Origin of the sequence: Tabrizicola thermarum (assembly GCF_003574395.1) — a bacterium.
Lineage (GTDB): Bacteria > Pseudomonadota > Alphaproteobacteria > Rhodobacterales > Rhodobacteraceae > Tabrizicola > Tabrizicola thermarum.
The window spans coordinates 1-26,916 of the sequence record NZ_QMJY01000072.1 but is presented as its reverse complement, the minus strand read 5'-3'; the positions used below and the strand labels follow the sequence as shown (position 1 = coordinate 26,916).

Annotated in this window: 23 protein-coding genes and 1 pseudogene; 7 read left to right on the top strand and 17 right to left on the bottom strand. The window is 64.6% G+C overall.

What is annotated here, in order from left to right; genetic code table 11:
• Positions 1–2: 2 nt before the first annotated feature.
• From D5084_RS10295 to D5084_RS10285, 3 genes are read right to left on the bottom strand one after another with little or no spacing between them, the layout of a single operon-like run.
• Positions 3–215: a phage head-tail joining protein gene (locus tag D5084_RS10295; RefSeq protein ID WP_128515404.1), complete on the bottom strand. Its 213-nt coding sequence runs from the start codon at positions 213–215 to the stop codon at positions 3–5.
• On the bottom strand, positions 215–2,254 hold the full coding sequence (locus D5084_RS10290) for a phage terminase large subunit family protein (RefSeq protein ID WP_128515403.1): 2,040 nt from the start codon (positions 2,252–2,254) through the stop codon (positions 215–217). Before D5084_RS10290 ends, D5084_RS10295 begins: the two co-directional genes overlap by 1 nt.
• Positions 2,202–2,738 (bottom strand): hypothetical protein, encoded by a 537-nt coding sequence (locus tag D5084_RS10285; protein WP_128515402.1) that lies wholly within the window; start codon positions 2,736–2,738, stop codon positions 2,202–2,204. Before D5084_RS10285 ends, D5084_RS10290 begins: the two co-directional genes overlap by 53 nt.
• Before the next feature lie 116 nt (positions 2,739–2,854).
• On the opposite strand from D5084_RS10285, the gene D5084_RS10280 reads away from it, so the two are divergent.
• Positions 2,855–3,118 carry a hypothetical protein gene (locus tag D5084_RS10280; RefSeq protein ID WP_128515401.1) on the top strand — a complete coding sequence of 88 codons (264 nt, stop codon included), beginning with the start codon at positions 2,855–2,857 and terminating at the stop codon, positions 3,116–3,118.
• A gap of 137 nt (positions 3,119–3,255) precedes the next feature.
• On the top strand, positions 3,256–3,813 hold the full coding sequence (locus tag D5084_RS10275; RefSeq protein ID WP_128515400.1) for a DUF3489 domain-containing protein: 558 nt from the start codon (positions 3,256–3,258) through the stop codon (positions 3,811–3,813).
• Here D5084_RS10275 and D5084_RS10270 read toward each other — a convergent pair.
• The 13 genes and pseudogenes from D5084_RS10270 to D5084_RS10215 all read right to left on the bottom strand — a co-directional run bounded on the left by D5084_RS10270 (position 3,810) and on the right by D5084_RS10215 (position 19,511).
• A complete protein-coding gene (locus tag D5084_RS10270; RefSeq protein ID WP_128515399.1) occupies positions 3,810–4,778 on the bottom strand; it encodes a protein NO VEIN domain-containing protein in 969 nt (322 codons plus the stop codon). The two genes, D5084_RS10275 and D5084_RS10270, sit on opposite strands and share 4 nt — an antisense overlap.
• 56 nt (positions 4,779–4,834) lie before the next feature.
• Positions 4,835–6,163, bottom strand: a complete 1,329-nt coding sequence (locus D5084_RS10265) for a site-specific DNA-methyltransferase (RefSeq protein WP_128515398.1) — start codon at positions 6,161–6,163, stop codon at positions 4,835–4,837.
• Complete coding sequence (locus D5084_RS10260; RefSeq protein ID WP_128515397.1) at positions 6,160–7,422, bottom strand: site-specific DNA-methyltransferase; 1,263 nt, start codon at positions 7,420–7,422, stop codon at positions 6,160–6,162. Before D5084_RS10260 ends, D5084_RS10265 begins: the two co-directional genes overlap by 4 nt.
• Positions 7,423–8,032: 610 nt before the next feature.
• Positions 8,033–9,670 (bottom strand): ATP-binding protein, encoded by a 1,638-nt coding sequence (locus tag D5084_RS10255; RefSeq protein ID WP_128515396.1) that lies wholly within the window; start codon positions 9,668–9,670, stop codon positions 8,033–8,035.
• Positions 9,667–12,498: a BPTD_3080 family restriction endonuclease gene (locus tag D5084_RS10250; protein ID WP_128515395.1), complete on the bottom strand. Its 2,832-nt coding sequence runs from the start codon at positions 12,496–12,498 to the stop codon at positions 9,667–9,669. The genes D5084_RS10255 and D5084_RS10250 overlap by 4 nt, the downstream gene beginning before the upstream one ends.
• A 3-nt stretch (positions 12,499–12,501) precedes the next feature.
• Complete coding sequence (locus D5084_RS10245) at positions 12,502–15,735, bottom strand: site-specific DNA-methyltransferase (protein WP_128515394.1); 3,234 nt, start codon at positions 15,733–15,735, stop codon at positions 12,502–12,504.
• 129 nt (positions 15,736–15,864) lie between these two features.
• Complete coding sequence (locus tag D5084_RS10240) at positions 15,865–16,533, bottom strand: hypothetical protein (protein ID WP_128515393.1); 669 nt, start codon at positions 16,531–16,533, stop codon at positions 15,865–15,867.
• Complete coding sequence (locus tag D5084_RS18750; protein WP_238382603.1) at positions 16,530–17,102, bottom strand: DNA methyltransferase; 573 nt, start codon at positions 17,100–17,102, stop codon at positions 16,530–16,532. The genes D5084_RS10240 and D5084_RS18750 overlap by 4 nt, the downstream gene beginning before the upstream one ends.
• Before the next feature lie 49 nt (positions 17,103–17,151).
• Positions 17,152–17,547 (bottom strand): annotated as a pseudogene (locus D5084_RS18745) (DNA cytosine methyltransferase); the annotation flags it as partial.
• 71 nt (positions 17,548–17,618) lie between these two features.
• A complete protein-coding gene (locus D5084_RS10230; protein WP_128515391.1) occupies positions 17,619–18,626 on the bottom strand; it encodes a helix-turn-helix domain-containing protein in 1,008 nt (335 codons plus the stop codon).
• A complete protein-coding gene (locus tag D5084_RS10225) occupies positions 18,623–19,018 on the bottom strand; it encodes a VRR-NUC domain-containing protein (protein WP_128515390.1) in 396 nt (131 codons plus the stop codon). The genes D5084_RS10230 and D5084_RS10225 overlap by 4 nt, the downstream gene beginning before the upstream one ends.
• Entirely contained in the window at positions 19,015–19,254 is a 240-nt protein-coding gene (locus D5084_RS10220) for a hypothetical protein (RefSeq protein ID WP_128515389.1), read from the bottom strand. The genes D5084_RS10225 and D5084_RS10220 overlap by 4 nt, the downstream gene beginning before the upstream one ends.
• Positions 19,254–19,511, bottom strand: coding sequence for a helix-turn-helix transcriptional regulator (locus tag D5084_RS10215; protein ID WP_128515388.1), 258 nt, complete (start codon positions 19,509–19,511; stop codon positions 19,254–19,256). Before D5084_RS10215 ends, D5084_RS10220 begins: the two co-directional genes overlap by 1 nt.
• 574 nt (positions 19,512–20,085) lie before the next feature.
• On the opposite strand from D5084_RS10215, the gene D5084_RS10210 reads away from it, so the two are divergent.
• Positions 20,086–21,351, top strand: a complete 1,266-nt coding sequence (locus D5084_RS10210; protein ID WP_128515387.1) for a tyrosine-type recombinase/integrase — start codon at positions 20,086–20,088, stop codon at positions 21,349–21,351.
• Between the two features lie 22 nt (positions 21,352–21,373).
• Here D5084_RS10210 and D5084_RS10205 read toward each other — a convergent pair whose 3' ends face one another.
• Positions 21,374–21,973 (bottom strand): hypothetical protein, encoded by a 600-nt coding sequence (locus D5084_RS10205; protein WP_128515386.1) that lies wholly within the window; start codon positions 21,971–21,973, stop codon positions 21,374–21,376.
• Positions 21,974–22,445: 472 nt separating this feature from the next.
• On the opposite strand from D5084_RS10205, the gene D5084_RS10200 reads away from it, so the two are divergent.
• From D5084_RS10200 to D5084_RS10185, 4 genes are all read left to right on the top strand, one after another.
• The gene (locus D5084_RS10200) at positions 22,446–22,634 is read left to right on the top strand and encodes a hypothetical protein (RefSeq protein ID WP_114350963.1); all 189 of its coding nucleotides are present in this window, start codon (positions 22,446–22,448) and stop codon (positions 22,632–22,634) included.
• 11 nt (positions 22,635–22,645) lie between these two features.
• Positions 22,646–23,620: a hypothetical protein gene (locus tag D5084_RS10195; protein ID WP_238382602.1), complete on the top strand. Its 975-nt coding sequence runs from the start codon at positions 22,646–22,648 to the stop codon at positions 23,618–23,620.
• 14 nt (positions 23,621–23,634) lie between these two features.
• On the top strand, positions 23,635–25,236 hold the full coding sequence (locus D5084_RS10190; protein ID WP_202910052.1) for a 3'-5' exonuclease: 1,602 nt from the start codon (positions 23,635–23,637) through the stop codon (positions 25,234–25,236).
• Between the two features lie 81 nt (positions 25,237–25,317).
• Positions 25,318–26,658 carry a DUF7986 domain-containing protein gene (locus D5084_RS10185; RefSeq protein WP_128515383.1) on the top strand — a complete coding sequence of 447 codons (1,341 nt, stop codon included), beginning with the start codon at positions 25,318–25,320 and terminating at the stop codon, positions 26,656–26,658.
• Positions 26,659–26,916 lie beyond the last annotated feature (258 nt).

The following is a 26,916-nucleotide window of genomic DNA, read 5'->3' as shown; positions in this document are numbered from 1 at the left end:
GGTCACAGACCCTTCGTGGCCACAGTACCCCAGCGGCGGCGACGCGGCGTGGCAGAGGCGGTCGCGATCCGGCCTTCCAGATCCCTGATCGCCGTCGCCAGTTCGGCGTCCGAGCCATAGGTCACCGTCTTGCCGTCATAGCTGACGCTGCGCAGCCCGGCGAAGCGGGCTTCCTGCAGTGCCGTGAGCAGGGCCTGCATGCGTTCCAGGTCCATCAGTCCCTCATGAAGTTCGGGGTGTAGGCCCGCCGTTTCCGGCGTGGCGTGGTCAGTGTTCCGGCCTTGGGCTGGGCCGGGTCGTTTGTGGTTTCGGCCGCCACGGCCGCGGTCATGCGCGTTTCCACGCCCGCCTGGGCCTCGAGCCGCCGCCACGTGGCCTCGTCCCATCGGTCGGCACCGAGGATCCAAGCCGCGGCGCGGGCATATACCCGGCAGTCCAGCGCCTCGTTCCGCTCGCGCATCTTCTGCCATTCCTGATGGGCATAGCCGCGCTTGTTGCGGATCGTGACCAGCTGTTCCGCCACCAGCTGCTTCAGCCATTCGGTGTCGGCCCAGCAGGGAAGGTGGATCGTGCCCGGAGCGTCGAGCAGCGCGGTGGCGCGGTCTTCGTCTGAGGGGCGTTCGATCCGCAGGAAGCGGTAGGTCTCGGCCTTGAACGTCGCGGTCGCCACCGACCAGAGCCGCGCGCCGCGGCGCAGCCGTTTCCCGCGGATGGTGGCATCGACATAGGTCGGTCCAGAAACGGGGGCCGAACGGTTGAACCCTTCGAGGCCCTTCAGCGGCGCGACTTGCTCAAACCCGACCTTGCGCGACCAGGCATAAACGGCCGCTGCTTCATAGCCGGTGTCGATGCCCAGCCGCGCCACGGTCATGAAGGCACCGTTGGCATGCTGCCACGACCGGCCGAGCAGGGCGGTCAGCTTGTCCCATGCGGCCGGATCGTCAGGGCCGCCCGGGATCACGATGTGATCGACGAGCCAGGACTCGAGCCCCCGGCCCCAGGCCCAGATATCGACTTCGATCCGGTCCCTCTGCACGTCGGCCCCGGCGGTCAGGAACAACCCGGCCATGGGCACCGTGCCCGGCTTCCAGGCTTCCCGCCGATCTGCCAGCCGTTGCCATTCCGGCGCGTCGCCGCTTTCGACCCATGTCTCGCCCAGAAGCGTGTTGCGCGCGACGCGCAGCGTTTCGTCCGACCCCTGGGCCGCCAGCCATTCCCGCGCCACGTCTGACCAGCTTTTCCACCCGAGCGGTGAATAGAGCGCCGAGAGGTGGAAGCCGATGGCCTTCGGATCCCTGGAAACCGCTGTCGCCCGCCACTCACCCTTGGCCAGCATCTCGGTCTTGTGGTGCTCGGCGATGGGGCGTTCGCAACCCTCGCAATGGTAGACGGCGGTCTCCGGCTTCCCCTTCGCCCAGCGCAGTCGGTCGAACTGCAGCCACTGCATCGCCCCGCAGTGCGGGCAGGGCACGAAGTAACGTCGCTGGTCCGATGCCTCGAACTCGCGCTCGATTCGGCTCAGCCCCCGGATCGTGGGCGTCGAGACCATGAAGACCTTACGCCGGTGCGAGAAGGTGGTGGTCCGCGCCTCGGCCAGCGTGACCGGATCGCCTTCCTCGTCGGCCGAGGCTGGATAGGCGTCGACCTCGTCGAGGAAGACATAGCGCGCGGGCATCGATCGCAGGCCGGTGGCCGAGTTCGCGCCGGTCAGCACGAGGATGCCGCCGGGAAACTCCTTCGACAGCATCGAATTCCCGGCATCCCGCGACCGGGCCGGGTTGACCCGCTCGCGCAGCGCCGGGCTGTCCGCTATCAGGGGATCTAGACGGCCCCGCGAGGTGCGCTTTGCCAGTTCGAGGCTCGGCAGCACCGCCAGCATCGGCCCCGGCGCGTGGTGGATGACGAAGCCGATCCAGTTGTTCCCGGCCTCGGTCGCGCCCACCTGCGCGGCCTTCATGAAGGTGATGCGCTGCGCCGGATGGCCTGGGGACAGCGCATCCATGATCTCGCGCAGGTAGGGCGCGCGGGCGGTGCGATACCGCCCCGGCTCGGCCGCGCCGCGCGACGACAGCCAGCGATGCTGATCCGCCCATTCCGACACCGTCAGGTTCGGATCAGGCCGCAGCCCCTGCCGCCAGACCCGTAGCAGATCCTCGGCGCCATCGAAGCCGAGGTCGAGACCGGCGGTCAGGTCGTTGTCGTCATCCGAGGGAAACCCGGAGGTCGGCGAGGGCGTCGAGCTGTTCGCGGACATGGGCTTCCAGCACCCTCTGCATGATCGCGGTCTCGATCGTCACCGATGCCCCGGAATGCCGTTCCACCTCCGCCATGATCTGCGCCGCCATCAGCGCGGCCACCCGTCCGGGCCAGGTCACCCAGACATCCCGTTCCTGCCGTGCGAGACGAAACACCAGTGTTTCCGCCCGCGCGCGGTCGACCAGCGTGCTCTTCTTTTTCTGGACGGCCAGCTGACGTTCCTGCGCCGCGTAGACCGTCAGCGCCGTGCGCGCCTTGATATACGATGTCGTGTCGCCGGGGCCGCTGGCCAGCCCGTCACCGCCCAACGACCGGCGCTGCTGGTCGGGGTCCGTCATCTCGGCCCGCCGCACGTCCGAGGCCGCGGCGTTGATCGACCCGTCGTCATGGACCACCAGCCGCCCGTTCTTCCGAGCCTTCTGCACCCCGCCGCGGGAGAGGCCGGAATGGGCCGCATACTCGCGTTCGCTCATGCCCTTCATGGCGAGGACAATCCGATCAAGCTGATGATATTGCTTGGTATTCAGTTGATTAGAGGACGCGACAGAGCGAATCTGATCGGAAGGAAACGATGCAACTCACCGAAGGATGCCCCGCCATGACGACCCGCCGCGCCGCCGACAGTGAGACCGCTCCCGCCACCGGTTCGAGGGAGCGGTCGAACAAAGCCCTCGACGCCTTCATCGCCGCCAAGGCCGAGATCGACACCATGCTGGAGCGCCTGAAAGCCCTCAGCGACGACCATTTCGAGACCCACCCCGACGAGATCCACTGGGGGCATGTCGGGACGCTGCAGCACTACGCGGGCCTGCTGCGCCAGATCACCGACAGCGCCTTCAAGGAAGGCGAACACGCCGCCTGACGCGCCCACACGGCGCGACGGCCGCCCCGTCCGACGACGGGGGTGAGCCCGGACCGTGGCCCCGGTGGGGCCGCGTAAGCCGGGCGAACGTCCGTAGAAGGCGCGCACGTCGCGCGCCACAGCGCCCGGAGGCCCCGATGACCACCCCGTCCGACACCCAGTCCCTGATCCTGTCCCGCGCTTCGACCCGGCCGGGGAACCTTGCCCTGCCGCTGCCTGAGGGGCTGGTCGGCGCCGCCGCCAGGATGGTCGTCGGCAAGATGATCGCCCGCGGCTGGCTCGAGGAGGTCGAGGCGAACCTGCGCCGCAATGAGCCGATGTGGCGCGAGACCGGCGACGGCCACGGCACCACGCTGATCGCCACCGAGGCCGGTCTGGAAGCCATCGGGATCGAGCCGGTGGTGGCCAGCGCCGTCGCCAGCGTGCGAAAGACCAAGCCGAAGCCAGAGGTTGCGTCGACGTCGGTGGTGACAGACACCGCAAAACCCGTCGCTATCCGCGCTGGCACCAAGCAGGCCCAGATCATCGCCATGCTCCAGCTGCCCGAGGGGGCGACGGTCGCCGAGATGGCCGATGCCACCGGATGGCTGGCCCATACCGTTCGCGGCTGCATCTCGGGGGCCCTCAAGAAGAAGCTGGGCCTGCCCATCAAGGCCGAGAAGGTCGAGGGCAGGGGCACCGTGTATCGCGTCTAGCCGAACACCGCCGCTATGCGCTCCGTCGCATTCACGGACGCGCCAGTGCGTTCGCATACCCAACCCTTGTTCACTGTGAATGCGAACAAGTGGACGTTTCGGCCGCCGAAGGCGTCGGTAACAATCGCCAATCTATAGTCGCCGTCCGTGAAGCGCCCCGCCATTACTTCCTTGATGATCCGATATTCGTTGGGGGATACTTCTGCACGAGGGGTCAATCCGGAGTTCCCCTTTACCTCAACGCAGAGTTTCTTTCCGCCTCGCTCAAACTCTAGGTCCCATCCGCAGTTGTCTGCCTGACGGTCACGATAGTCGGGGCCCAGTGCTGCAATGACAGCTTCAATAGCCGAGATCTCTACCAGCGCGTTATGCTCTGCGTCAGTGCTGCGCCCCGACCCGTTTGACTTATTGGTACCTGAAGTCTGTCCGGACTTCTTCTCGTCGAAGTACTTTTCGAACTTGCGCATCCATGTGCGCATTTCGTCGCTTTCGTCCGGGAAGAAGACAGGGCTTTGACCGGGGAAGCCCTTTTTCCGATTGGGAACGGTGAGCAACCTCTGGGACAAAGGTAGCAGCATTGCGTTATCTGCAGATGCTTCGAACTGAAAGTCGATCTTGACGTCTGGGTGTGTTGGAACGGACCGAAGACCTGGTTGCTTTCGGCGCCAAACACGGGCGTTTTCGTACCAGCCGATTACGACGGGCCCTAGCTCTTCATGGGTCGAAATGAAGATCACGCGAACGCCGTCCATGAAGTCGTCTTCAGGCTTTGCACCCAGCCTGTTTATGTTGACGGTCGAGTTCCTTGTTTGAACGAAGCCGTATACCTTGCCGTTCAGAGCATCAAAATTAAGCAATTCATGCCCGTAGCCATTGATCGACACATAGTCGAAGCCGCCTGCATGAACGTCTGCTTCTCCGCGGTAATGAGGCATCCAGACGACATTGCAGATCAGGTTGGGCATGGCACTCTCGCAAAGGCATTTGCATGCCAGATGTTAAGGAAGAGTGTGCCCACCTGCTAGGTGGATTTGCTGTAGGCCGTCCGCCCCGTCGCCATTTCCCACCGCCGCACCGCCACATCGCAGTAGACCGGATCCAGTTCGACCGCGCAGCAGTGCCGTCCGGTGCGTTCAGCCGCGATCAGTTGGGTGCCGGAGCCGCAGAACGGCTCGAAAACCACGTCGCCCGCGCTTGTGAATGCTTCCAGCACAGCCTCCACCAGCGCCACGGGGAATACGGCTGGGTGCGATCCGGCGGCACCCAGCCCGCCCTTGTGGCGCATGATGCGAAACACGCTGTCCGGAATGCGGTGGCTCTGGATCGCGTTGCCGAAGCCGGTCTTGCGATGGACGGTGCCGTCCGCACCGCGCAGACCACCACCGCCGAGGGTTTCGCCCGCGTGCTTGCTCTCGACTGTCTTGTTCGGCTTCCGCGGCTGGCGGTTGAAGTGGAAGATGAACTCGTGCGACGGCGCCAGCCGCCCGTTCCAGTCGCCGGGCAGGCCGGGCCCCTGGTCCCAGACATACCAGCCAAACCGCCGCCAGCCCTGCGCGCGCATCCAAAGGGTCCAGTTTTCCCAATACGGGATCCATTCGCTGTCGCGGTGCACGAGGCCGAGGTTCACCAGCAGCTGGGCATCGGCGGTGACGGGCGCCGCGGCGAAGACGCCGTGCATGAGCGCGTCCCAATCGCCGACCTTTTCCTTCGCCGCGCCATAGTCGCGCTGCTGGGCATAGGGCGGGGAGGTGAACATCAGCGCCGCCTGCGCGCCATCCATCAGCCGCGCCACTACGGACGGGTCAGTGGCATCGCCGCAGATCAGCCGGTGATGCCCGAGCCGCCAGATGTCGCCGGAGCGCGTGATCGGCTCGGCCGGGGCCTCGGGGATCGTGTCGGCCGCGTCATCGTCGATGGGCGCGCGGTCAACGGTATCGTTCAGCAGCGTGTCCAGTTCATCCTCGGGGATCCCGATCAGCCCGAGGTCGAAGTCCTCGGCCATCAGCCCGCGCAGTTCCTCGAGGAGGAGCGCCTCGTCCCACCCGCCCAGTTCGGTCAGCTTGTTGTCGGCAATCCGGTAGGCCCGGCGCTGCGCCTCGGTCAGATGGCCCAATATGATGACCGGCGCCTCGGCAATCCCGAGCTGGGCCGCGGCCAGGATGCGGCCGTGCCCCGCAATCAACTCGCCGTCGGCGGCGACGAGGCAGGGAACCGTCCAGCCGAACTCGGCCATGCTGGCAGCAATCTTCGCCACCTGCTCGGCATCGTGGGTCTTGGCGTTGCGGGCGTAGGGCCGGAGGCGGGCCAGCGGCCAGTGTTCGATCCGGCCGGGCAGGAGGGGCGCGTTCATGCCGCGCGCCGCTTTGCCTTCAGGGCGGCGAAGGTCTCGCCGGTTTCCGCCAGCACCGCCTCCTGACCGGTGAAGGACTGCCATCGCTCGATGGCGACATCGACATAGGCCGGGTTCAACTCGATGCCGAAGCAGACCCGGCCCGTCGTCTCGGCCGCGATCAGCGTGGTTCCGGATCCCATGAACGGTTCATAGATCGCCTGGCCGGGGCTCGAGTTGTTCAGGATCGGCCGCCGCATGCATTCGACCGGCTTCTGCGTGCCATGCACGGTGTCGGCGTCCTGATCCCGGTTGGCGATCTGCCACAGCGTCGTCTGCTTGCGGTCCCCCGCCCAGTGACCCTTTCCCTTGGCGCGCACCGCATACCAGCAGGGTTCGTGCTGCCAGTGATAATCGCCCCGGCTGAGCACCAGCCGCTCCTTGGCCCAGATGATCTGCGACCGGATCGCGAAGCCTGCGGCCACCAGGCTCTCGGCCACGGTCGAGGAGTGCAGCGCGCCGTGCCAGACATAGGCCACGTCGCCGGGGAACAGTGCCCATACTTCGCGCCAGTCGGCCCGGTCATCGTTCAGCACCTTGCCGGTGCGCTTGGTTTTGGCCGCCCCCGCCTGGTTGCGCCAAGAGGGGTCATATTCCACGCCATAGGGCGGGTCCGTCACCATCAACAGCGGCTTCACGTCGCCGAGCAGCCGCCCCACGACATCGGCCGCAGTGCTGTCGCCGCAGATCAGCCGATGCGCGCCCAGTTGCCACAGATCGCCCGGCACCGACACCGGCGTGACCGGAAGCTCCGGAACCTCGTCCTCGCCCTCGACCGGGCCATCCCCGCCCAGCGCCTCGGGATCCTGCAGCAGGGCGTCAAGGTCATCGTCGCTGATGCCCAAGAGCGTCAGGTCGAAATCCTCGGCCAGCAGCCCTGCGATCTCGTCACGCAAGATCGCCTCATCCCATTCGCCCAGTTCGGTCAGCTTGTTGTCGGCGATCCGGTAGGCCCGGCGTTCCGCCTCATCGAGATGGCTGAGCCGGATCACCGGCACCTCGGTCAGCCCGAGCATGGTGGCCGCCAGCACCCGGCCATGGCCCGCGATCAGGTCGCCATCGTCGGCCACCATGCAGGGCACGGTCCAGCCGAACTTGGCCATACTGGCGGCGATCTTAGCCACTTGGTCGTCGCCATGCATCTTGGCATTGCGGGCATAGGGGCGCAGCCGGGCAATCGGCCAAGTTTCAATCTGGCTCGGCGCGAAGACGAGGTCCATGGGATGGGGCTCGGGATGTGGGGGAGGGGAAATGAAAAGCGCCCGCGAGGGGTTTCCTCCGGGCGCAATTCTTCGATGATCAAGGGGTAGGTCAATGGGGGCAGGTCTGTCAACCCGAAAAGTGAAGCGGATTCAACGGCTTCTGACGAATTGGCTTTTTGTGGTGGCTTCTGGCCACCTGGCTTCCCCGAAGGTGGCTTCCCTGGCTTCCCGCCGGGAATCCACCCCGGCCAGATCGTGATTCCGCAAGTCGCTGATCTGACTCACGAATTCCGGCATCAGGTCGCAAGGTGGCTTCCGCCTGGCTTCCCCGGTGAAAACGCCTCACGCTAGCGAACCGCCGCGCTGCGCCCCCCCGCATACGTTCAGGGCCGGGGAGGAACCATTGGGAGGGGGGCGGCGTTGCAAGCCGCGGTCTGGCTCGATGAAATATAAATGTTTTCAATATGTTCTCTTTCTGCGTTCGGGCATTTGGCTCACAGATCGAGCAATCCGAAGTCGTGAACCAAATCAAATCTCTTGCGTCTTCAAAGAATTGCAGAGCCTTCAAGGGAGGTTTGGACCGGCCGTTTGGATCGCTGCTTGTGGATAGGCGCGAAACCGAACCAAATCACGGAGTGCTGTAGCGCGTTCCGCGCCGGATACCTTCAGACAGCAACCTGCCTGATCTGACCAACTCCGCAATGCTGCGCTTGATCTGGGTGCGAGGTATCTCCGCCCCCACACGTGCATGGATATCACTGATCTGTGAACGAGGGTAGCGCCGTACATCCTCCTCGATCAATGCCGCGAGGCGATGGGGCTCGATGCGCTTGAGGGTCGTCGTGGTACCGGCGAAGTTCAGGGTTTGCAGCAACATCGGGTCGACGAAGTACTTGGTGGCTTGGGTCTTGCCAGAAGTCTTGACCAGGCCCCAATCGACGATGCGCTTGATCCATGGCTGAAGAGCGTCGAGAGACTTCAGTTCGAGGGTGGCGCAAAGTTCCCGGGCTGTAAGGGCATCGCTTTGTGCGAGCAAGCCGAGTGCGATCCGTTCTCGCTGGGTCAGCTGGAAGGTCTCATCTGCTTTGGCAATGAAGTCTATGACCTCAGGCTTGAGAATTCGTCGACGGACGACGACGGTGACACTGTCCGCACCTTCGCTAATGATCGGTGCAGGGCGCCCCTGCGAGAGAAGCACCTCGTAGACGCGGTCGAACCCGCTGCCTTCGCGCTCCATCAGCTTCAGGTCATGGAACAGCCGCGCCAGGTGCTCGTTGCGACGTACTGTGGTGTGAAGGACATTCTGGGGAGTCACGCCCAACGGCAGCTGGCCAGGATTGGTGATTTCCAGCCGATCAGGGTGAAGATTCAGGAAAATGTCGCCCCGTTGAGTATAAGGGCGATGAACCAGTGCGTTAACCAGAAGTTCCCGCACAACGACTTCGTCGAATGCTGGAACGTGCTGACGGAATAACCCGTCAGGCAGTTCATACCGTTCCCGAAAATCAGGAACCTCGTGCCATACGGCACTGACGAGCTCCATAGGGCTGAGGGTATGATCGTCCCATACGATCTTGTTCACCTTCTGCCCAGTTTCATCGTACTTGATGAACTGGACGACTGGTGCACTGCCGAGCTTGGCACGCGCGGACTGCGCACCAATGCAGAGGATCCCAAGGTTCGAAAGGAAATCGCCGTCGGCCAGAAGATAATGGTCGAGCAACTCGTCAGACGTCTTCTCCTTGACCGAAGGCTTCACACGATCTGATGCACGCAAATCAGCCAAAAGGCGGTCGAGCTTTTGGACGTCCACCGAAGAGCGCCCAATTCTGAGGGTGGTCTGCGTTTCCCATGGCACTGCTGACCGCTCGCTGGCGAGGCGCATGACATCATCGCCAGTGACCGGTCTGCTTTCGTCCCCGACCCGAATGAAATATCTGCCATCGCTGGTTGAGGCGACGCCAGTCGATCGTGGGATGGTCAACTCGATGAACTCAGCCCCCGTGTCCGACACCAACACCTCGGGCAAGGCGGTGACGCCGACCGTCAGTTCGGCAATTCGCTTCCGGATTGCATCCGTGAGGCCAGCCGGTATCGTCTGTCCTTCGGGCGGTTGATCCGCGCCATCCTCGATGCCAATGATCAGCTTTCCACCGACGGAATTCGCAAAAGCAACGCAGTCCTTGGCCAGTTCTTTCCAGTCGGCGGTCTTGCCGACGACGGCCCGCAGCGACTTCTGATCCCTGATTTGACCTTCCAGGCTCAAGCGAATGCCTCGTGTTTTGCAGCCGGGCCTGTCCCTGATGTGTGCTTCGAAACGATATCATGCACCTGCGCCGCCTCGAAGGCGACGTCCCAGGCCCAGGTGCCGAAGCCGCTGGCAGCGTTGATTGCACTCACCCACTCCGCCAGTGCAGCGCGTTTGGCCTTGTTCTGTGGGCTGTCGACCCCCTTGATCTCGAGCGCGAGCGTAACGCCGTTCCTGAGGCGCAGGATGAAATCCGGTACGTAGCGCCGCCGCGACCCTTGCCAGAGGTAGTGGATCTGGAAGCCAAGGTGATCGTTCTTGGCGAAGGAAACCACTTCGTCCCGTGTCTCGAAGACGTTGGCGGCATAGCCTTCCCAGGCCGAGTCCCCGACGACGTGGCTGATATGGGACTTGATGGTCGGGAAGTTGGGCTTCGTCGTGTACCACGGGCGCATCTGGCCGGTGCTGCCGATGGGGTTTTCCTCGTCGAAGACGGGTGTCAGTTCCGTGGTGTTCTGGATGGTGACGAATCGCATCAGGTGTTGAACCACGTTGTCGATGTTCAGCGCGATCAGCACGCGGCGGCGGATCGGGTCTGTGTGGAACAGCGATGGGATATCTACCTTGCCACTGGCGAGGAAGGTTTCGACCAGACGGATCAGCTGCAGCAGGAGGTATTCCTCGTTACCCTTGAAGCTGCCCTTCAACGTCGAGAAGGCTTTTCGCGCAGCAACGAAAGTCAGCCGTTGCAGCCGGAATCCCTCGGGCAGCGAAGCGAGGTCGATGTTTCGGACCTTGCTAATGTCCGTTGCGCCGCCTAGCGCGGGCGCAAGTTCTGTTGAGATTGCTGTGGCTGCCGGGTCGAGGGTCAGCAGATCGACGGTACTCCAGTCGACTGTCAGAACTGGCTTCACCACGGTTTCGATCCGCAGCACGTTCGGCCATCGCAGTTCGAATTCCGCCCGTTCCGGGATCACATCGATCTGGGTCGATGGCTTCGGTGGCGGCGGTGCCTCGCCCCCCTCGGCCGGTTCGTAAATCGACAGCGGTACGCCGAAGACGTTGACGTATTCAGGGCAGAACAAACCATTTTCGTCGGTGTCATAGGTCACACGCCGAAGGCCGCGCCCGATGACCTGTTCGCAGAGCAGCTGTGAGGTGAACGCCCTGAGCCCCATGATGTGGGTGACGTTCTTCGCGTCCCATCCCTCGGAAAGCATGGCGACAGAGATCACCTTTTGCAGGTCCTGCCCGGCGCTGCCGCGCTTGCCGACGTTGTCGACAATCTCGCGCAGAAGCTCCTCTTTTTTGAGAGCCTTCAGCCGATCCTTCCGGGTCTCCGGGATCCGCGCCGCGTCCACGATCCCTTGCAACCGCTCCTCATAGCCCTTGTCGGCCGTGGCGGTCTCCCCGACCTCGGCCTTCTCGAGCACCCGTGAATCGACGCGAAGGGTCTGCGTGGGCGAGGACAGTTCCTGCCAATGCACGTCGCCCTGATTGAAGTAGTGCTCGATCCTGGCAGCGGTCTCCGTCCGGTTGCAGACAGTCAGCATCACGGGCGGTGAGTGGTGTCCTGCCTCGGCCCACTGGCGCCGGGTTTCTCGCCAGTCGGCGCCCAGCAGGGTATAGGCGTCCTGCACCAGCTTTGGCAGAGGCTCGTGCGGCTCGGCCTTGGCGCGGTTCAGGTCCTCGGACACCGAGGGATCGCGGTAGATGTGGTAGAGCTTTGACCTGAGGGTCGCGCTGTCGGGCATCGCGTCATCCCTGACGACGACGCGTGGCGTCTTTACCAGCCCGGCCTCGATCGCGTCGTTCAGCCCGAAATCCGAGACGATCCAGTCGAACAGCGCGGTGTCGGTGCTGGCCTTGCCTGTCGGAGCAAAGGGGGTGGCGGACAGGTCGAAGCATCGCTGGATGCGGCGGGTCTTGTGCAGTCGATCCAGCCCCTCGATCCAGCGCGTCGCCTCGTCCAGGTCGATCCCCTGTTCCGCGGCCACTTTCTTGCTGATCTTCACCTCGGCGGGTTTGCGATAGGCGTGGTGCGCTTCGTCGTTGATCACCACGATGTCCTTGTGCGCCGCCAGCTTGCCCAGCACGCGCCGGGTAAAGGCCTCGTCGGACTCAGCGCCCTTCTTCACGACCGACCGTTTCGGCTCGGCCGCGGGCATCAGCGTGTGCCAGTTCTCGATCCGCACCTCGGCCTGGTTCAGCTTCTGGCGCATCGCCTCAGACGGGCACAGATTGAACTCGTCGTAATAACTGCCCTCGCTGGGCATCAGCACCTGCAGCCGCTCCTTCACCGTCAGCCCCGGTGCCACGATGAAGATCGCGCGCGAGAAATCCTTGTTCCGCTTCGGATAGGTCAGCGCGTTCAGCACCTGCCAGGTGATGATCATGGACATGACCGTGGTCTTGCCCGACCCGGTCGCCATCTTGTTGCAGAGCCGTTCCCACTGGCCGCCATCGCCCGGAATGACGATCCCCTGCTTGAATTCCTGCGCCCCTTCGACCCACCAGATCAGGGTCTCGATCGCTTCCAATTGGCAAAAGTAGAACGGATAGGGCCGGATGCCCTCGGTCCGGTCGTGCCAGTGTTCCAGCAGCCTGCGCGTGACGATGGTGATGCCGGGCCAGCCTGCCGCGCGCCAGGCATCCACCCGGCCGCGGATCGTGTTCACCAGGTCGAGCGTTTCCACCCGCTTGGTGTTGTTGCGCGAGTCGATCACCTCGTAACTCGCGGGGCGGCGTTCGGGCTTGATTTCCAGCTTCCCGCCCTGACCCTCGACCCAATGCTGGGCCGGGCAGACGAAGGGCGAGTTGATGATCAGGGACTTCGGCCTTTCCATCCCTCACGCCCCCAGCGCGATGATCTTGAGGCTTTCGATCCCCCGGTCATCGACGATCTTCACCGCCACGCGGCGCTGGTCGCCCGCCTCGAAGGGCAGCGACACCGTGCCGTGGAACTGCTCCAGCAGATCTTCGTCCAGCTCGGCGCGGATCGTCTTCTTCAGGCGGTTCCAGCCGTCCTTGGCCCCGGCCATGGGGAAGAATACCTGATGCGGCATCAGGCTGCGCCCGTCATAGTCGGTGTCCAGCGACCACATGGCGATGTTCTTCGTCGAGCCGCCCTCAAGCTTGCCCGTTCGCGGGTCGAAATAGTCGAAACCCAGCACTTCGACCTCGAACATCCCGTCGGCGCGCTTGCGGCATTCCACCTCGGGCTGGCCCATCAGCCAGAAGCTCTGGTTCGACGATCTCGCTTTCTTCAGATCCTCGGTCAGCAGGTCGGTGTTCATCTGCGCCTTCAGCAGGGTCACGCCCGGCCATTGCATCTCGTCGATGTCCTTGGCGGCCTCGGGGTCGAAGGTGAAGGCGCAGAACACCACGAACTTCGGCTTCGGGACCAGCTTCTGCGCATCTTCGATGGCGCGCTCGACTTGGCGTTGCTCCAGCGCGGCATGTTCAGGGCCAAAGCTGACCGCAATCGTCTCGCCCGTCTCGGCGACCGATCCTGTGGCATGGATATGCGACAGGCCGGGGGCGACCTGCAGATCGGTGATCCTCAGAACGGCGCCACCCTTGGCGCGCAGGCCGGTGCGCACGAGTTCGTCGCGCCATTGCGTCTGGCGCGAGGTTTCGCCCGACCGCGCGACTGTCGCATCGGCCTGGTCGGGGGCGGTCACATCGTCAAGCGACAGGACCGATGGCGCGGGCACGGCCTCGACGCTAAACGGGCCGGTGATGCGCAGGCGGGTCTTGTCCACCTCGGGCTTGTCATAGAGGGTTTCCTGATCGGCATGGGCGCGGATCGAGGCATCCATCGCGGCCTGCATGGCCTGACGCGCGGCGTGGAAGGCGGCGAAGGGTTCGGCGGCGGCGGCGGGCCAGTCGTCGGGCAGGTCAAACGGCACCTCCCATTCCTCCAGCCGCTCGCCTTTGGTGAAGGTGACGGGCTTGCCCTTGCGCGCGCCTTGGGTGGGGCGGAAGGGCGGGGCGGTGGAAAGGGTGGCGTTCAGCGCCGTTAGCGCTGTGACGATGGCGGGGTGTTTGGCGTCGTAGATCGTGTCGATGTCAGGGTTGTTGGCGATCGACTGCAGCATGATGTGCGGCGCCGTCTGATAGACGAAGCCGCCCTTCAGCCCCTCATGCGGATAGGCGAGGCGGAAGTAATCGAAACTTGCGGTCATCAGGCGCTGCTTCGCCAGCGTGATCGCCACGCGGCTGGTGTCGCAGGTGATCCAGCGACGGCCCCACTTCTCGGCCACGAAAGCGGTGGTGCCCGAGCCGCAGGTCGGATCAAGCACCAGATCGCCGGGGTCCGTGGTCATGAGCATGCAACGTTCAACGACTTTCGCGCCGGTCTGGACGACATAGTGGCGATCTTCTGCAAAGCCTCCTGTAACTGTGTCGTCCCATAGGTTCGTTATCTTGAACCACGGGAAATCTGTAGCAAAGCGTCTGTACGCAAGCGTTTTGCCATACGCCTCCATTCTCTCGGAGCGCAGCAAGCGTTGAAGCCCGGGGTTGGCCGATGTTTTCCAGCCTCCAGGATGAGGAGAGTAGCTCACTCCCTGAAAGGCGAAGGGGTTTGCAGCTTCCCCGGCAGAAGAAGTCGAAGTGAGATTGTCCCGTCGATAGACCTCAGCTTCCTTCGGCAATGCCGACCAATCCGAGGCTTCGTCTTTACTCATCCTTCGAAATTCGCCGTTTATGGCCCGGATATAGTTGTAATTGACCCAGCCTTCTCCACCCCGCGAAAGGTAAAGCTGACGATATTTGACCCGTGAAAGGTCTTTCGCATACCAGATGATATAATCGTTCGTTGCTGCCAGCACATTTGTGCCGCCAGTTGGGCTGCCTGCGCCCGTCGTTTTCTTGAACGTAATCACGCTGACTAAATTGCTAGGGCCATAGACCTCATCAAGCAGCTCCCGCACATGGTGCAGGTTCTCATCCGAAATCTGCACGAACACCGACCCGCTCTCATGCAGCAGGTCCTTGGCCAGCCACAGCCGGTCGCGCAGATAGGTCAGGTAGGAATGGATGCCCAGTTCCCAGGTATCCCGGAACGCCTTGATCATCTCGGGTTCCTGGGTCAGGTCGTCATCCGCGCCGTCCTTCACGTCGCGCTTGTTGGTGAAGGGCTGAAAGTTCGACCCGTATTTGATGCCATAGGGCGGGTCGATGTAGATCATCTGCACCCGTCCCGCCATCGCCTCTTTCTGCAACAGCGAGTTCATCACCAGCAGGCTGTCGCCCGCGATCAGCCGGTTCGACCAGCCCTTTTCGTGGTGGTAGAAATCCAGCGCCTGCCGCAGCGGCAGGTTCTCGAACGGGGCGGCGAACAGATCGGCCTGGCGCCAGACCTCGGCCGCCTTCGCCTCGCCCTTCAGCCGCTTCCTCGCATTGGCCAGGATCGTCGCCGGATCCACCCGCTCGTGGACATGCAGGGATACCGTATCGACCTCGAAACTCGTCCGTTCCGCCTTGCCCGCCCAGTTCAGATAGGGCGCCTGCAGCCGCTTCAGTTCTTCCAGCGTGTCGCGCATGGTGACGGCATCACCCGAGGCCAGCGCATCGTCGATCAATCTCTCCACCCGGGCGCGCCGGCTGTCGAACATCAGCGCCGGGTCAAGGTGCGGGTCATAGGCCCAGACGGTTTTCGGCTGGTCGGGGTCGTTGTCGGGGTGGACCATGCCGACCTCGGGGTTGTTCACCCGCGTGTCGGTGTGGCGATAGCTGATGACCTGCGCGGGTTCCCCCGACTTGCGCGGCGCGGCCTTGGTCTTGGCCGCCGCGCGCCTGGCCCTTGGGGCGGGTTCCTCGGTGGGTGTCAGTTCGAAATCGTCGTCCTGATCTTCGTCCTCGTCAGCGTCGTCGGTGATCAGAAACACCGACCCGCCGCGCCCCTTGCCCTTGCCAATGATGCCTTCGTCCACCAGCGCGTCCTTGGCTGCGGCATAGTCCTCGTCCGTCAGATCGGGCAGGGTTTCCCGCAGCCGCGCGAGCAGGGCGCCATTGCCGATGGCAGAGCCGTCTTCGGGAATATGGGCAAGGACAAGATCACGCAGGGAATCGGACATGGACAAACGGAAACCTTCGGGTTGGCGACGATTGCGGCTAACCTAAAGAGGTTTCGATCGTTTTGCATCCCAAAGCTGTGCGGACGGCGTTATCGGCTGTGCGCGCAGCCTCGTCTCATCGGCACCATTTCAGGGCGGTCTTTCCCAAGGCCGCTCCTTCGGCATCGCCGCCGTCACCTCGACCTCTCGCAGCATCCCGCCTTCGATCAGCCCGGCCCGAACCCAGCCCAGCGCCTGCCACCAGTCGTCGTAGCCACGCCGGGCGGCTTCGATCTGCTGTGGGTGGGGGGAGAACGTGACCGGGCAGGCCAGGATGTCGATGGTCTTCCATGTGGCGCGCGCGCCCGCTCCACGCACCCGGATGCGTTCGGTGCCGACGACGATGGCGCCCGCATGCGTGCCGTGCTGGTTCTGCTTGACGATGGTCGGCACGCAGCGCGGGATGGCGCCGGGCATCCAGTCCGGTGTCAGCCCGGCGCGGGCCAGTTCTGCGACGCGGATCGCCATGCGCTTGCCGCCGAGACTGTCGGGGATCCCGGCGACGCTGGCGGCGATGACCTCGGCATCCTCGTGGGTGTAGCCGCCGATCTTGTGCTGGCCGCCGTCGATCTTGCAGCCCAGCACGGCGCGCTGGAGCAGGACGTATTCCAGGCCAAAGCCGAAACCTTCCTCGGTGACGTCGGGGGGCAGAGGCAGTTCAAGCTGCGCCTGTTCGATCCGGAACGCCCATTCCAGCGCGGCCTGCACGCCCAGCGCGCGTTTGATCCTGGTACCGCTGACGCGGCCGTGGAAACTCATGGCTGCAATCCTTCAAGGAAATCCATCTGCGCCGGGCGCTGGGCTGCATCCGTCGGCCGCCAGATCCACGGGCCCGAGGCCATGGGCAGCTGCGAGAGAGCGCCACGCATGTGCCGCTGCCAGAGGGTGAACTCCGTTTCCGAGCAGGCGCAGAGCGCGTGCCCGATGGGCCAGCCCATCAGCCATCCGACGAAGAGCGGGTTCAGCCGCCGCCGCGACCGGCCCTTCAGGATCCGCCGCGAGACGACGCGCCCATGCGAGGCAATCATTGAAGCCCAGAGCGGGCGCGAGATCGGGGCGTGATGCGAGAACCGCAGCCCATCCGGCGTGATCGCCGGGGCCGGGCGGGTGAAGCCCTGTTCGGCCCGGTAGTGCAGCAGGTCCATCCGGGACTTGCCGTCGGTGCGGGTGATGCTGGCCTCGGAACTGCCCTTCCAGTTCTGGGCGGCCGGGCTCGGCCAGTGGTTCGGCAGAGCCTTCGCGATGCCCAGCGCCAGCGCCTCGGCCTTGCGGGTGAAGTCGCTGTTCCCGGCCGGGTTGTAGCGGCCGGTGCCGGGATGCAGGCTCATCGGTGTGGGCCAGGATGAAGATGCGCAACCGCTCATGCGGCGCGCCGACCTCTGCCGCCGAGAACAGGCCCGCCGCAGGCGTGTAGCCCAATCCCCAAAGCTCTCGCAGGACGGTCTCGAGTCCGAGGGTGACATGCCCGGCGACGTTTTCGAGGAAGACCCATTCGGGACGGCATTCTCCGATGACGCGGGCGACGTCGGGCCAGAGGTGGCGAGGGTCGTCAGCGCCACCGCGCTTTCCCGCCGCGCTGAAGGGCTGGCAGGGGTATCCGGCGAGGACAGCATCGAATGCGCCGCGAAAGGGACGGGCGTCGAAGCTGCGCAGATCGGTCCAGATCGGGGCTGGGGCGAAGTAACCCGGGCGCTGGGCGGCGATGAGGACCGCCCTTGGCCAGTCCCCCCATTCGACGAAGGCGCGGGTGTGATAGCCGGGTTCGGCGAGCATGAGGCCCAGATCAAGGCCTCCGCCGCCTGCGCAGAGGGAGAGTCCGTGCCGGGGACGTGACACCATGCCATTCACCGCACCCCGCGCTCGCGCAGGCGTTCGGCCGTGACCAGCCCCCGGGCCAGCATGGCATCGCGCATCGTGTTGCTGATCGCGCTGACCGGCAGATAGCGGTCGGAGTTGACCAGATCAGCGTAGAAGGCGGGGAGGTCGGTGATCGGCTTCGCGGCCGGGGCCGGGGCCGTCTTCGCCTTCCGGCGCTTCCGCGTTGCATCTTCGGCTTTGCGCTGGGCGGCGCGCTGCATGGCCCGGTCCAGCGCTTTCGGTCCATCGGGCGGTTCGGGATGTTCCTGGCGGGAGGCCTCGGCCGCACCGACGATCTCCGCCTCGGTCAGCCCGAGCTCGTCGCGCCAGCGCTGGACGTGCAGCCGGGGTGGCCAGCCTTGCCACCAGCCGGGCAGGGCGGCGGGATCGAGGCCCAGCGCGTCGAGCAGATCCCCAAAAACCTCATCGGAAACGCCCTCGCGCGCTTGCGCGCCCTCCTCCTCCTTTACTGGTTTACTTAGAGGTTCCCTTACAGGGTTAGTGTCCGAAATCCGGACACGGCTTTCGGCATTTTCCGGACACGGCTCGGCTGGAAATTCGGACACGGCTCCCGCCTCATCCCCGTGTCCGAAATCCGGACACGGCAGCGTATCGGCCATGCCGTCACCAGCACAACCATAGGCATCGTCGACGTTTTCTGCGCCGCGGTCGTCCCCGTGTCCGATTTCCGGACACGGCACTACAGCCACAGGTGTGAAGCCGGGCTCGAACCCCAGGATGTAGCGGGTGGGCAGTTGGCGCCTGGTCACTGGATCGAGCCGCGGCACGCGCCGCAGCAGGCCCACGGCCTCGAGCTGGCCAAGGTGATCGTTCAGCGTCGACCGGCTGATCTCGCAGTCATGCGCAAGCCGATCCTGCGAGGGAAAGCAGCCATAATCCGGGTTGAACCGGTCGCAGAGGTGCCAGAGCACGATCTTGGTCGTGGGCTTCAACCCGCGCTGCTTGATGGCCCAGTTGGTGGCCTCGTGGCTCATGGCTCGGGCCTCCGCGGGCCGGGCGCGATGCGCGTGGTGAAGCCGTGATCCGCCAGCGCGCCCAGCGCGTCGTCGAGACTGCGCACCAGCGCCCAGCCGAACCCCTGCGCCTGCACCGCATCGCGGAACGCCTCCTGCTCCGGCCGCAGCCGCCCCTTCGGTGCCTTTAGCTCGAGGAACAGGACCCGGCCGTCGCAAATCACCATCAGGTCAGCGAACCCGGCATGGACGCCCATGCCGACGAGGATTGCCTGGCGCTTTGCCCCGCGGGGCCCGGCCTCGGTGACCTCGTTGGCGCAGTGGTGGATGATGGCAGTGCGGGGCAGGGCGATGCGGAGCGCCTGTACGACCGTGCGCTGCAAATCAGCCTCGGGGGTACCACGGCGCATCATCGTGCGGCCCTCCCCTGATCCTCGCGCTGGGCGCGCCGAACGGGGCGTCGAGCGTCGACGACTACCAGCAGGCGCTGGGCATCGGCGCACTCGCCCGGGGTCTCGCCATGCTGGGCGAGCACATTGCAGGCGAGCCGGATCAGGAGATCGCTGTGATGCGCAACGTCGGCGATCACGGCGCGCGCCTCGGCCACGCGGTCGGCGGGCCAGGCGGATGTGCGGGACTGGATCGTCATTACCGGCGCCCTCCGGCACGACGGCGGCGCGGGGCGGCCTGCTCCTGCTCCTCCAGCCATTCCTCGACAGCTGCGCGACGGTAGTAGACCTTGCGTCCGGCCCGAACACAGGGTGGGCCCGTCCGCATCGCCTCCCAGCGGCGCAGCGTGTCGACCGAAAGGCCGAGTTCCAGCGCAAGGTCGAGGCGGCTGATCCAGCCGACCAGCAGGCTGCGGGGTTTGTCCTTCGGGTCTGGCATCGATCCGAGATGCGGCATCGGGGTCTCCTGGTCCTGGCCCCGAAGATCGGGGACGTCTTGCAGGGACCAGTGAGCGCAGAGCCCGCGGGGTGGCGGCGAGGCGGAGGGTGGCGGAAAGGATGCCGCCTTTGTGCCACCCCTTGTTTTGTTGGGATTTGCGATGGTGGTCGGATGGCGTGGGGAAATTACGGCCAGTCCTGCCAGATGGACGAAACGGACACCAAGGCCGCAACCACCAGCGAACAGCCGGATTGACCGTGTTTGTCCGGCATTGATGGGCAAAGAGGGGGTGGCACCCGACACGGCACCCCTGCCACCCATTGAATTCCTTGAGGATTTGTCGCTCTGCGGTTCGTTGAATGCCGGATCTGCAGCGCGACGACCGTGCTTGCCCTTTCACACGTCACATTGCGCCTGTCGTCGCCAGTCGCGCATCGATCCGCCCAGCGCCGAAATCCCATGAAAACAAGGGGTGGCACGGCTCGGGCGTCCTTCCTGCCACCCTCTGCCTCCCCGCCATCCGAGGCGCCATGCTTGCCTTGATAACCAGGCGAAACCACGCCTCATGTCGGATGCAAGAAGGACCGAAGCCATGCCCGAACGCATCAAGCTGACCGAGAAGGTGCTGCGCGACGCCGAGCCGGTGCCGGGGCGGGACTACCAGATTTTCGACACCGACGTCCGGGGCTTTGCCGTCTGCATCTATCGCGGCGGCGGGCGGGCCTTCACGCTGGATTACCGCCATGCCGGGCGCCAGCGCCGGATGACCTTCGGGCGCTGGCCGGAATGGTCGGTGTCGGCGGCGCGGGAGCGGGCCAAGGAACTGCGGCGCGAGATCGACGCCGGGGCCGATCCCTTAGGCCAGCGCGAAGCAAAGCGCGAAGCCCCGCGCGTGACCGACCTGATCGACCGCTACTGCGCCGAGCATCTGCCGAAACTGGCCGAACGCAGCGCGGCCGATCAGCGGTCGGCGCTGGCCAAGATGGTGGAACCGGTCTGGGGCCGGAAGCTGGTGACGGAAATCACGCCGACCGACGTCGACAAGCTGCTGGCGAAGATCGCCGAGGGCAGGGCGCGGCCCCACAAGGAAAAGCCCAACAACCGGGCGCGCAAGCTGCAGGGTGCCAAGCCCACGCCGGTGCGTGCCAACCGGATCGGCGAGGTGTTGCGCAAGATGTTCACGCTGGCGGTCCAGTGGGGCTGGTGCGAAGACAACCCCGCCCAGCGCTTCCATCGCCGCACCGAGACGCCGCGCGAACGCTTTCTCTCCAAGGAAGAGATCGCCAAGCTTGCCGCCGCGCTGGATGCGGCCGAGGACCGGCGCGCGGCCGACATCATCCGCATGTGCATGCTGACCGGCGCCCGGCTGGGCGAGGTGCGGCAGGCCCGGTTCGAGCAGTTCAACCTCGAACACATGAGCTGGTCGAAGCCGCCCACCATGACGAAACAGCGCCGCGCCCACCGCGTGCCGATCTCGGACGAGACGGCCGCCATCGTACGCCAGCGGCAGCTGTTGGTGCCGAAGGGATCGCCGTGGCTCTTTCCCGGCGACACGCCCGGCCAGCCGGTTCAGGAGGTGCGCCGCTTCTGGGCGCAGGTCCAGAAGCAGTGCGGGCTGCACGACGTCCGGATCCATGACCTGCGCCACACCTTTGCGTCGCTTCTGGTCAGCGGCGGGGCTTCGCTGGAAATGATTGGCAAGCTTCTGGGCCACAGCCAGATGCAGACGACCCTGCGCTATGCCCACCTGATGGACTCGCCTCTGCGCGCCGGTGTGGACGCCGTGGCCAGCGCCTTCCGGCCGAAGCCCCGGCTGGTCCATGACGCCGACGAGCAGGGGGGACGCCAGTCCGCGTGACCCAGATAGTCGCGCCGCAACTTTACGCCCCATCTCCCCGCAGCTTCTTCCAGACCGGGGTTACCCTGCGCCGGATGCTGCGGCTGTCGGGGATCTTCCGGCCGTCCGTCTGATCCGCAAACCAGTCCTGCATCTCGGCGACCAGCTCGGCCTGCGTGGCGGGGAGGCCCCGCTCATGGATGCGATGGATCAGGGCGACCGTCATGCCCTCCCAGTCGTAGGGCGTGGCAGCACCCGGCCCGCTCGTCACGCGGCGCACCATCTCGTTCTCTTCCTCGAAGGCATGAACCTCTTCGGCCAGAACCAGCATGTCGGCAACGGCGACGGGTATGCCGCAAGCAGGATCCGTGATGAGCAGCCAGTCCTGTCGCCCGATCGGCTGGATACGGCGCATCATTCCTTCGGTCGGGCCGGTGCCGCAGCGGCGGAAGAGCGGCAGAAGGTCCATCGGGGACAGCACCACCTTTCCCGCGACGACATCGTCGCCGCAGCGGACGGCGGGGATGCCCGTCAGGATCCGGAACCGGCCTGCATCGGCCCATCCGGCGACATCGGCGATGTTGCAGCCCCAGCGGGCAGTGACTTCGTGAACGGTGAAATAGACGCGTGGCGGCAAGCCCATGAACGATACATCCTCCTTCAGACAGAGGATCGGCTTGGCTCAAACCACCCGCAGCCCGCAGCACGACGGTGCGGGGGAAAACATGATCGGTAGCAAGGTCGTTGAGGGCGCCAAAGCGCCTCGACCCTGCCAGAATGCCGTTCTGATAGACCTGTTATGCTTATGGTTGAGGGCTGCTCTCCTCAAGGATGCAACCTGCCGTGGGCTTCGATTCGGAGCAAGGGGGTGGTCCGAATGACGCTGTGGATAAGGCTGGCTGGTGCGTGAAGCCGCGCATCACCGCTTTCTGCCGCTGAGGGCGGCAAGGCTTTGTGCATGAAAATGCGTGGAAAAACAGTTCGCCATAGGCCTCGCTTGGGCGCCATCATGTTGCTGAGGTAAAATGCGTGAATCGTGAAATAATGTGATTGACGAAGGCGCGGAGCGGCGGATATACATGATGCAACAAATATGATTTCACGGATAGTGCCTCATGCGCAAGGTCGTCAGAGAGTATCAGCAGCTGTGTCGTGCTGAAGGTGTTGACTTGCTCGGCATCGAGCCGCGCGGTCGTCACTACGCTCTTCATTTCGAGAGAGGGTTCCTCATCGCGGCATCCACCCCCTCCGATCACCGCGCGCGCCACAACCTCCGCGCCATGATCCGCCGCCTGCACGCTTGAAGGACAAAACCATGAACATGCCCGCCCTGACCCCCGAAACCATGACGGCCGAACAGCGCCGCGAGACCTGGTTCCACCGCGAACTGGCTGGATACTTCAGCGCTGACAACATCGACTACCGGCAGAACTATGACTATGGACCCGAGCTTCTCGAACTTCTCGCCAGCCGTTTCCGCGTGATCGAGATGATCCTCGGCGCAGAGGAAGTGGCGCCGCATCTGTTCGCGATGCTGCATGGTCCCGATGTGGAAGGTACGAACTGGCGCGAGGCGTTCGAGACTTATGACCCGGTTCTGACCCCGCACTGGAGCGGCACGAAGCTGATCGACAACGCGGGCATCTACGGCCTTTACGGTGTGCTTCCTGCGGAAGTTCCGTTCGATGCCCGCAAGGCTTGGATTGATGCGCTGGCGCAGCAGCTTGACCAGTTCCGGCAGCTTGCGAATCCGGAGCCGCAGGGCGTGATTGCCCGGATCATCAATCTTGCTCTTTCGCGCCACGCCATCGACACCGGCGCGGGCGAGGTCGACCTGCAGTCGCTTGCATTGTTCGGCGGCGTCACGGAAGGCCGGATTCGGAACATCCTGTCCAGCGGTGACGGTGGTCTGGAAAAGGTCGGCCAGCGGGTGACGGCTGTCAGCGCGGCCGCGTGGCTGAAGGGTCGGAAGGAATTCTTTGCCTCGATCTGGCAGCAGCCGGATGAAGCTGCCCCCGAGGCGCCGAGCCCGGATTTCTCGGGCGAGGTGGTCTTCGTCCCCGTCGCCGCTGACGGCAGCCATTTCCATCCCGGTCTCGCGCGCGGCGGCAAGTTCATGATCGGTGCGAAGGGCGAGGAGGTCTCGTATCCCTCCTTCAACGAGGCGCTCGCTGCCCTGCAGAAGATGGCCACGCCGCGCTGGCGCCGTCCGAACGAGGCGGGCAACTGGGGCATTGTCTCGGGGCGCGACTGGAAGCGCATCGAACGTCGCCAGCTGATGTCGATGTGATCCGGAGTCTGATGATGCGCTTCTCTGCCGAAGACCTGCTTTCCGCGCTGCTCGAAGTGGCGCCCCGCCCGACCGTTCAGGCGCCGCGCGATGCACGTGGCCTTTACGGCCTCGTCGATCACCATGGTGATCTTCGCTACATCGGCTCGACCAGTTCGAGGGAACAGACCCTTTATGAACGGATCCACCAGCGCCATCGCACCGGGTCCGAGAACACGAGCCACTATTTCTCTGCCATGTACAACACCGGCCGGATGTGGCGCGACCGGACGGATGCTTTGACCAAGGCCGATGGCGACATCGCCAAGGCACTGCGCAACGAATTCGTCGTCGATCACTGCCGCGCTGTCTGGCTTCCCTTGCCCGACACCGCCGACATCGCGCGGCTGGAGGCCGAGGTGCTCTCCCTCGCGCCCGATCATGCCATCGCCTGGAACCGGCGCCGGATGCAGGCCTATGACGAACCGGTTGATCTGGTCGAGGCCACTCTGCGCCGCCTTGGCTGGGGTGTTCGCGAAAAGGCGGCTATCGAACGGCAGCGCCTGCGCTTCCTTTCCGCGATGGTTGGTCCCGTCGCGGCGCCAGCGCCGAAGCGTGCATCCATGCGGCAGGCAAATGTCACACCGTTTCCGAAGGGCCCGTTCCGCTTCTTTGCTTTGGACGTCGAGACGGCGAACAACGACCGTGGCAGCATCTGCCAGATCGGCGTCGCCTGCGTGCGCCCCAACAATTCAATTGAGACTTGGGTGACCTATGTCGATCCGCGGGTGGATCGCTGGATGTTCACCTACCTTCACGGGATCAGCGCCCGCACGGTGCAGGCCGCTCCGACCTTTGCCGAGGTGCTGCCGGTCCTGCGGGATGCGCTGAACGGCGCTACGGTCTATCAGCACTCTGGCTTTGACCGCAGCGCCGTCGCCGCGGCCTGTGGCAACTGCGGCCTGACGGTCCCGCAGTGGGACTGGCGCGACAGTGTTCACGTTGCCCGGGCTGCCTGGCCCGAATTGCGGGGCAATGGCGGCCATGGCCTTGCAAGCCTGAAGCAGCATCTTGGCCTCATGTTCGAGCATCATGACGCAGGCGAGGATGCCCGCGCAGCGGCGGAGGTAGTCCTTCGCGCCGAAGGCGTTCAGCCTGTTCGCACGCAGCCTCCGGTTCCGACGGGCCAGATTGTGATTGTGGACGACGAGGATTTCGACCTGATCGAGGACGACGACAACACCGTGATGGTTATGCGGGAGGCTCCGGCCGCACCGTTGCTGTCACCAGACACAATCCCGCGCCAGCACTCGCGGCGCCACATCGGCACGACCGAAATCAAACAGGGCAACATCGACAACAGTCACATCTATCTCAGGAGCTTCTTTGAGAAGTTCCCGGCGGATGCGATCGGCGGATCAAACCGTGCCTCGGTCGCCCAGCGCGAAATTGCCGTCGACTGGGGCGGAGCGACCGTTGTCATGACAGACCTCGATGGTCAGAAGAAGTTCTTCCGCAAGCGCGGCTGGATCCGGGAGTTCTTCGAACGGCATGGCGTTTGTGCCGGGGACATGGTGACGGTCGAGGAAGTGGCACCGTACAGCTATCGTGTGGCGCTCCAGCGGCGCCTTACCTAGAAATGGATGCCAAGCTGCGGGTTTCTGGCCCAGGGCAGAAACTCTCGGCTTCGTTTCGCGCGATCAGACAAGTGAGGGGCAATGGCTGAACGAAACGACATTTCCGGCCTTCTGGCCTTCATCGGCCGGGAAGGGGACTGGCGCGACCGGCTGCAGGATGTTGTCGCCGAACACCTGATGCCCGCGCTGGAGGAATTCGAGATCGATCAGGACAGCTTGGCCGACCTGCTGGGCGAGCAGTGGTCAGGCGTCCTTTGGGGCTGCGGGTTCGAGGATTTCCTTGGCCAGCACTACGAGGACGGCAACATCGTCGATCTCTATCTGAAACGGCGCGGCTGGAAGGAAACGGCGCTGAACCGGGCCTATTTCGCGGCGCTGCGGGATGCGCCGGTCAGTCTGTACGAAGTCAGCGATGTCCAGCCCGGCACGTCGATGGTGCTGCGCGACCTGCTGTCGGATGCCGCACCCGTCACGGTGAAAGAGAAATCCGCCACGCGCACGCTGAAGCAATGGGACCGGATCGCTGTGCGGGTGGTGCCCGAGCGCGATCACCATGTCATCTCCGGGGCGCTGTTGCCCTTCCGGGCCGAGGCGGTGGATTTTCTTTTCGCCGGGCTTCGCGATGCCCTGAAGCTGAAGAAGCGGGATGCGCTGCGGCTTTCGCACGATCAACTGATGGGCTGCGCACCGATCTTCACCTCCGCCTGGCTGTTCATCGAGATCGACCGTGCTCTCACCCCGGTGCAGCCGCAGTTCACCAACTCGGACGGCGATGATGTGCTGTTTCACGATCTGCGGTATCCGTTTGCCACCGGCGTCACGCAGAAAGCGGTGGCGGAGCGGTTGGACCGCGTAAAGGGCTTCCTGCCCGAGGGGCCGAAGTTCTGGAACTGGCTGGCCACGCGCAAGGGGCGTGGTGGCAAGGCGGGCGGCGGCATCATGCTCGACACGCAGATGGAAGGCGCAACCGTTCTGGGCTCGCTGGAACTGACGGGCAAGACGCTGCTCGTGACTGTCAACTCGGCCGAGCGCGCGGCCAAGGTCCAGACCTTGATCGGCGCCGCCGCCGGGGATCTGCTGAGGGCACCCTTGACCACGATCCGGACGGTCGAGCAGATGCGGGCCGACCAACGGCGTGACGAGCCAAGCGAGGCGGCCGATGAAATCCCGCCCGAGATCGCGCGACAGCTCATGCGGGATCACCTGGACAAGCATTACCGCGAAACGCTGGACGCTCCGATCCCGGCATTGGGCGGCAAGTCACCGCGCCAGGCGGTCCGGACCGTCGCGGGGCGTGAGAAGGTCATCGAGTGGCTGAAGATGCTGGAGAACCGCAGCGCCGGACATGGCGAGGGTCCGATTGCCGAATACGATTTCGGCTGGATGTGGGTCGAGCTTGGGCTGCGGGAGCATCGGAAATGAAGGCCGACAAGACGGCCTGCGATTATGATCTGCGGGGCGGGCGCGTGGGCTACATCAACACCACATCAACCTGCGACTGCGGGCTGCACACTTGTTTTGCATGTCAATGCCTGCGAACGCGGCTGAGTGCGGAGGCGAAAACCCCGCCTAAACAAAAGCTTGCCGCCTAAGTGGCTGGACTGGCTAAGATATTGGAATCGCTCACCTTTGGCTCATAACCTGAAGGCCGCAGGTTCAAATCCTGCCCCCGCAACCAAA

Bases quoted from the DNA above. Each gene is read 5' to 3' on its own strand.
- D5084_RS10295 (WP_128515404.1), bottom strand. From the start codon at position 215: ATGGACCTGGAACGCATGCAGGCCCTGCTCACGGCACTGCAGGAAGCC.
- D5084_RS10290 (WP_128515403.1), bottom strand. From the start codon at position 2,254: ATGTCCGCGAACAGCTCGACGCCCTCGCCGACCTCCGGGTTTCCCTCG.
- D5084_RS10285 (WP_128515402.1), bottom strand. From the start codon at position 2,738: ATGAAGGGCATGAGCGAACGCGAGTATGCGGCCCATTCCGGCCTCTCC.
- D5084_RS10280 (WP_128515401.1), top strand. From the start codon at position 2,855: ATGACGACCCGCCGCGCCGCCGACAGTGAGACCGCTCCCGCCACCGGT.
- D5084_RS10275 (WP_128515400.1), top strand. From the start codon at position 3,256: ATGACCACCCCGTCCGACACCCAGTCCCTGATCCTGTCCCGCGCTTCG.
- D5084_RS10270 (WP_128515399.1), bottom strand. From the start codon at position 4,778: ATGCCCAACCTGATCTGCAATGTCGTCTGGATGCCTCATTACCGCGGA.
- D5084_RS10265 (WP_128515398.1), bottom strand. From the start codon at position 6,163: ATGAACGCGCCCCTCCTGCCCGGCCGGATCGAACACTGGCCGCTGGCC.
- D5084_RS10260 (WP_128515397.1), bottom strand. From the start codon at position 7,422: ATGGACCTCGTCTTCGCGCCGAGCCAGATTGAAACTTGGCCGATTGCC.
- D5084_RS10250 (WP_128515395.1), bottom strand. From the start codon at position 12,498: ATGGAAAGGCCGAAGTCCCTGATCATCAACTCGCCCTTCGTCTGCCCG.
- D5084_RS10245 (WP_128515394.1), bottom strand. From the start codon at position 15,735: ATGTCCGATTCCCTGCGTGATCTTGTCCTTGCCCATATTCCCGAAGAC.
- D5084_RS10240 (WP_128515393.1), bottom strand. From the start codon at position 16,533: ATGAGTTTCCACGGCCGCGTCAGCGGTACCAGGATCAAACGCGCGCTG.
- D5084_RS18750 (WP_238382603.1), bottom strand. From the start codon at position 17,102: ATGAGCCTGCATCCCGGCACCGGCCGCTACAACCCGGCCGGGAACAGC.
- D5084_RS10230 (WP_128515391.1), bottom strand. From the start codon at position 18,626: ATGAGCCACGAGGCCACCAACTGGGCCATCAAGCAGCGCGGGTTGAAG.
- D5084_RS10225 (WP_128515390.1), bottom strand. From the start codon at position 19,018: ATGATGCGCCGTGGTACCCCCGAGGCTGATTTGCAGCGCACGGTCGTA.
- D5084_RS10220 (WP_128515389.1), bottom strand. From the start codon at position 19,254: ATGACGATCCAGTCCCGCACATCCGCCTGGCCCGCCGACCGCGTGGCC.
- D5084_RS10215 (WP_128515388.1), bottom strand. From the start codon at position 19,511: ATGCCGCATCTCGGATCGATGCCAGACCCGAAGGACAAACCCCGCAGC.
- D5084_RS10210 (WP_128515387.1), top strand. From the start codon at position 20,086: ATGCCCGAACGCATCAAGCTGACCGAGAAGGTGCTGCGCGACGCCGAG.
- D5084_RS10205 (WP_128515386.1), bottom strand. From the start codon at position 21,973: ATGGGCTTGCCGCCACGCGTCTATTTCACCGTTCACGAAGTCACTGCC.
- D5084_RS10200 (WP_114350963.1), top strand. From the start codon at position 22,446: ATGCGCAAGGTCGTCAGAGAGTATCAGCAGCTGTGTCGTGCTGAAGGT.
- D5084_RS10195 (WP_238382602.1), top strand. From the start codon at position 22,646: ATGAACATGCCCGCCCTGACCCCCGAAACCATGACGGCCGAACAGCGC.
- D5084_RS10190 (WP_202910052.1), top strand. From the start codon at position 23,635: ATGCGCTTCTCTGCCGAAGACCTGCTTTCCGCGCTGCTCGAAGTGGCG.
- D5084_RS10185 (WP_128515383.1), top strand. From the start codon at position 25,318: ATGGCTGAACGAAACGACATTTCCGGCCTTCTGGCCTTCATCGGCCGG.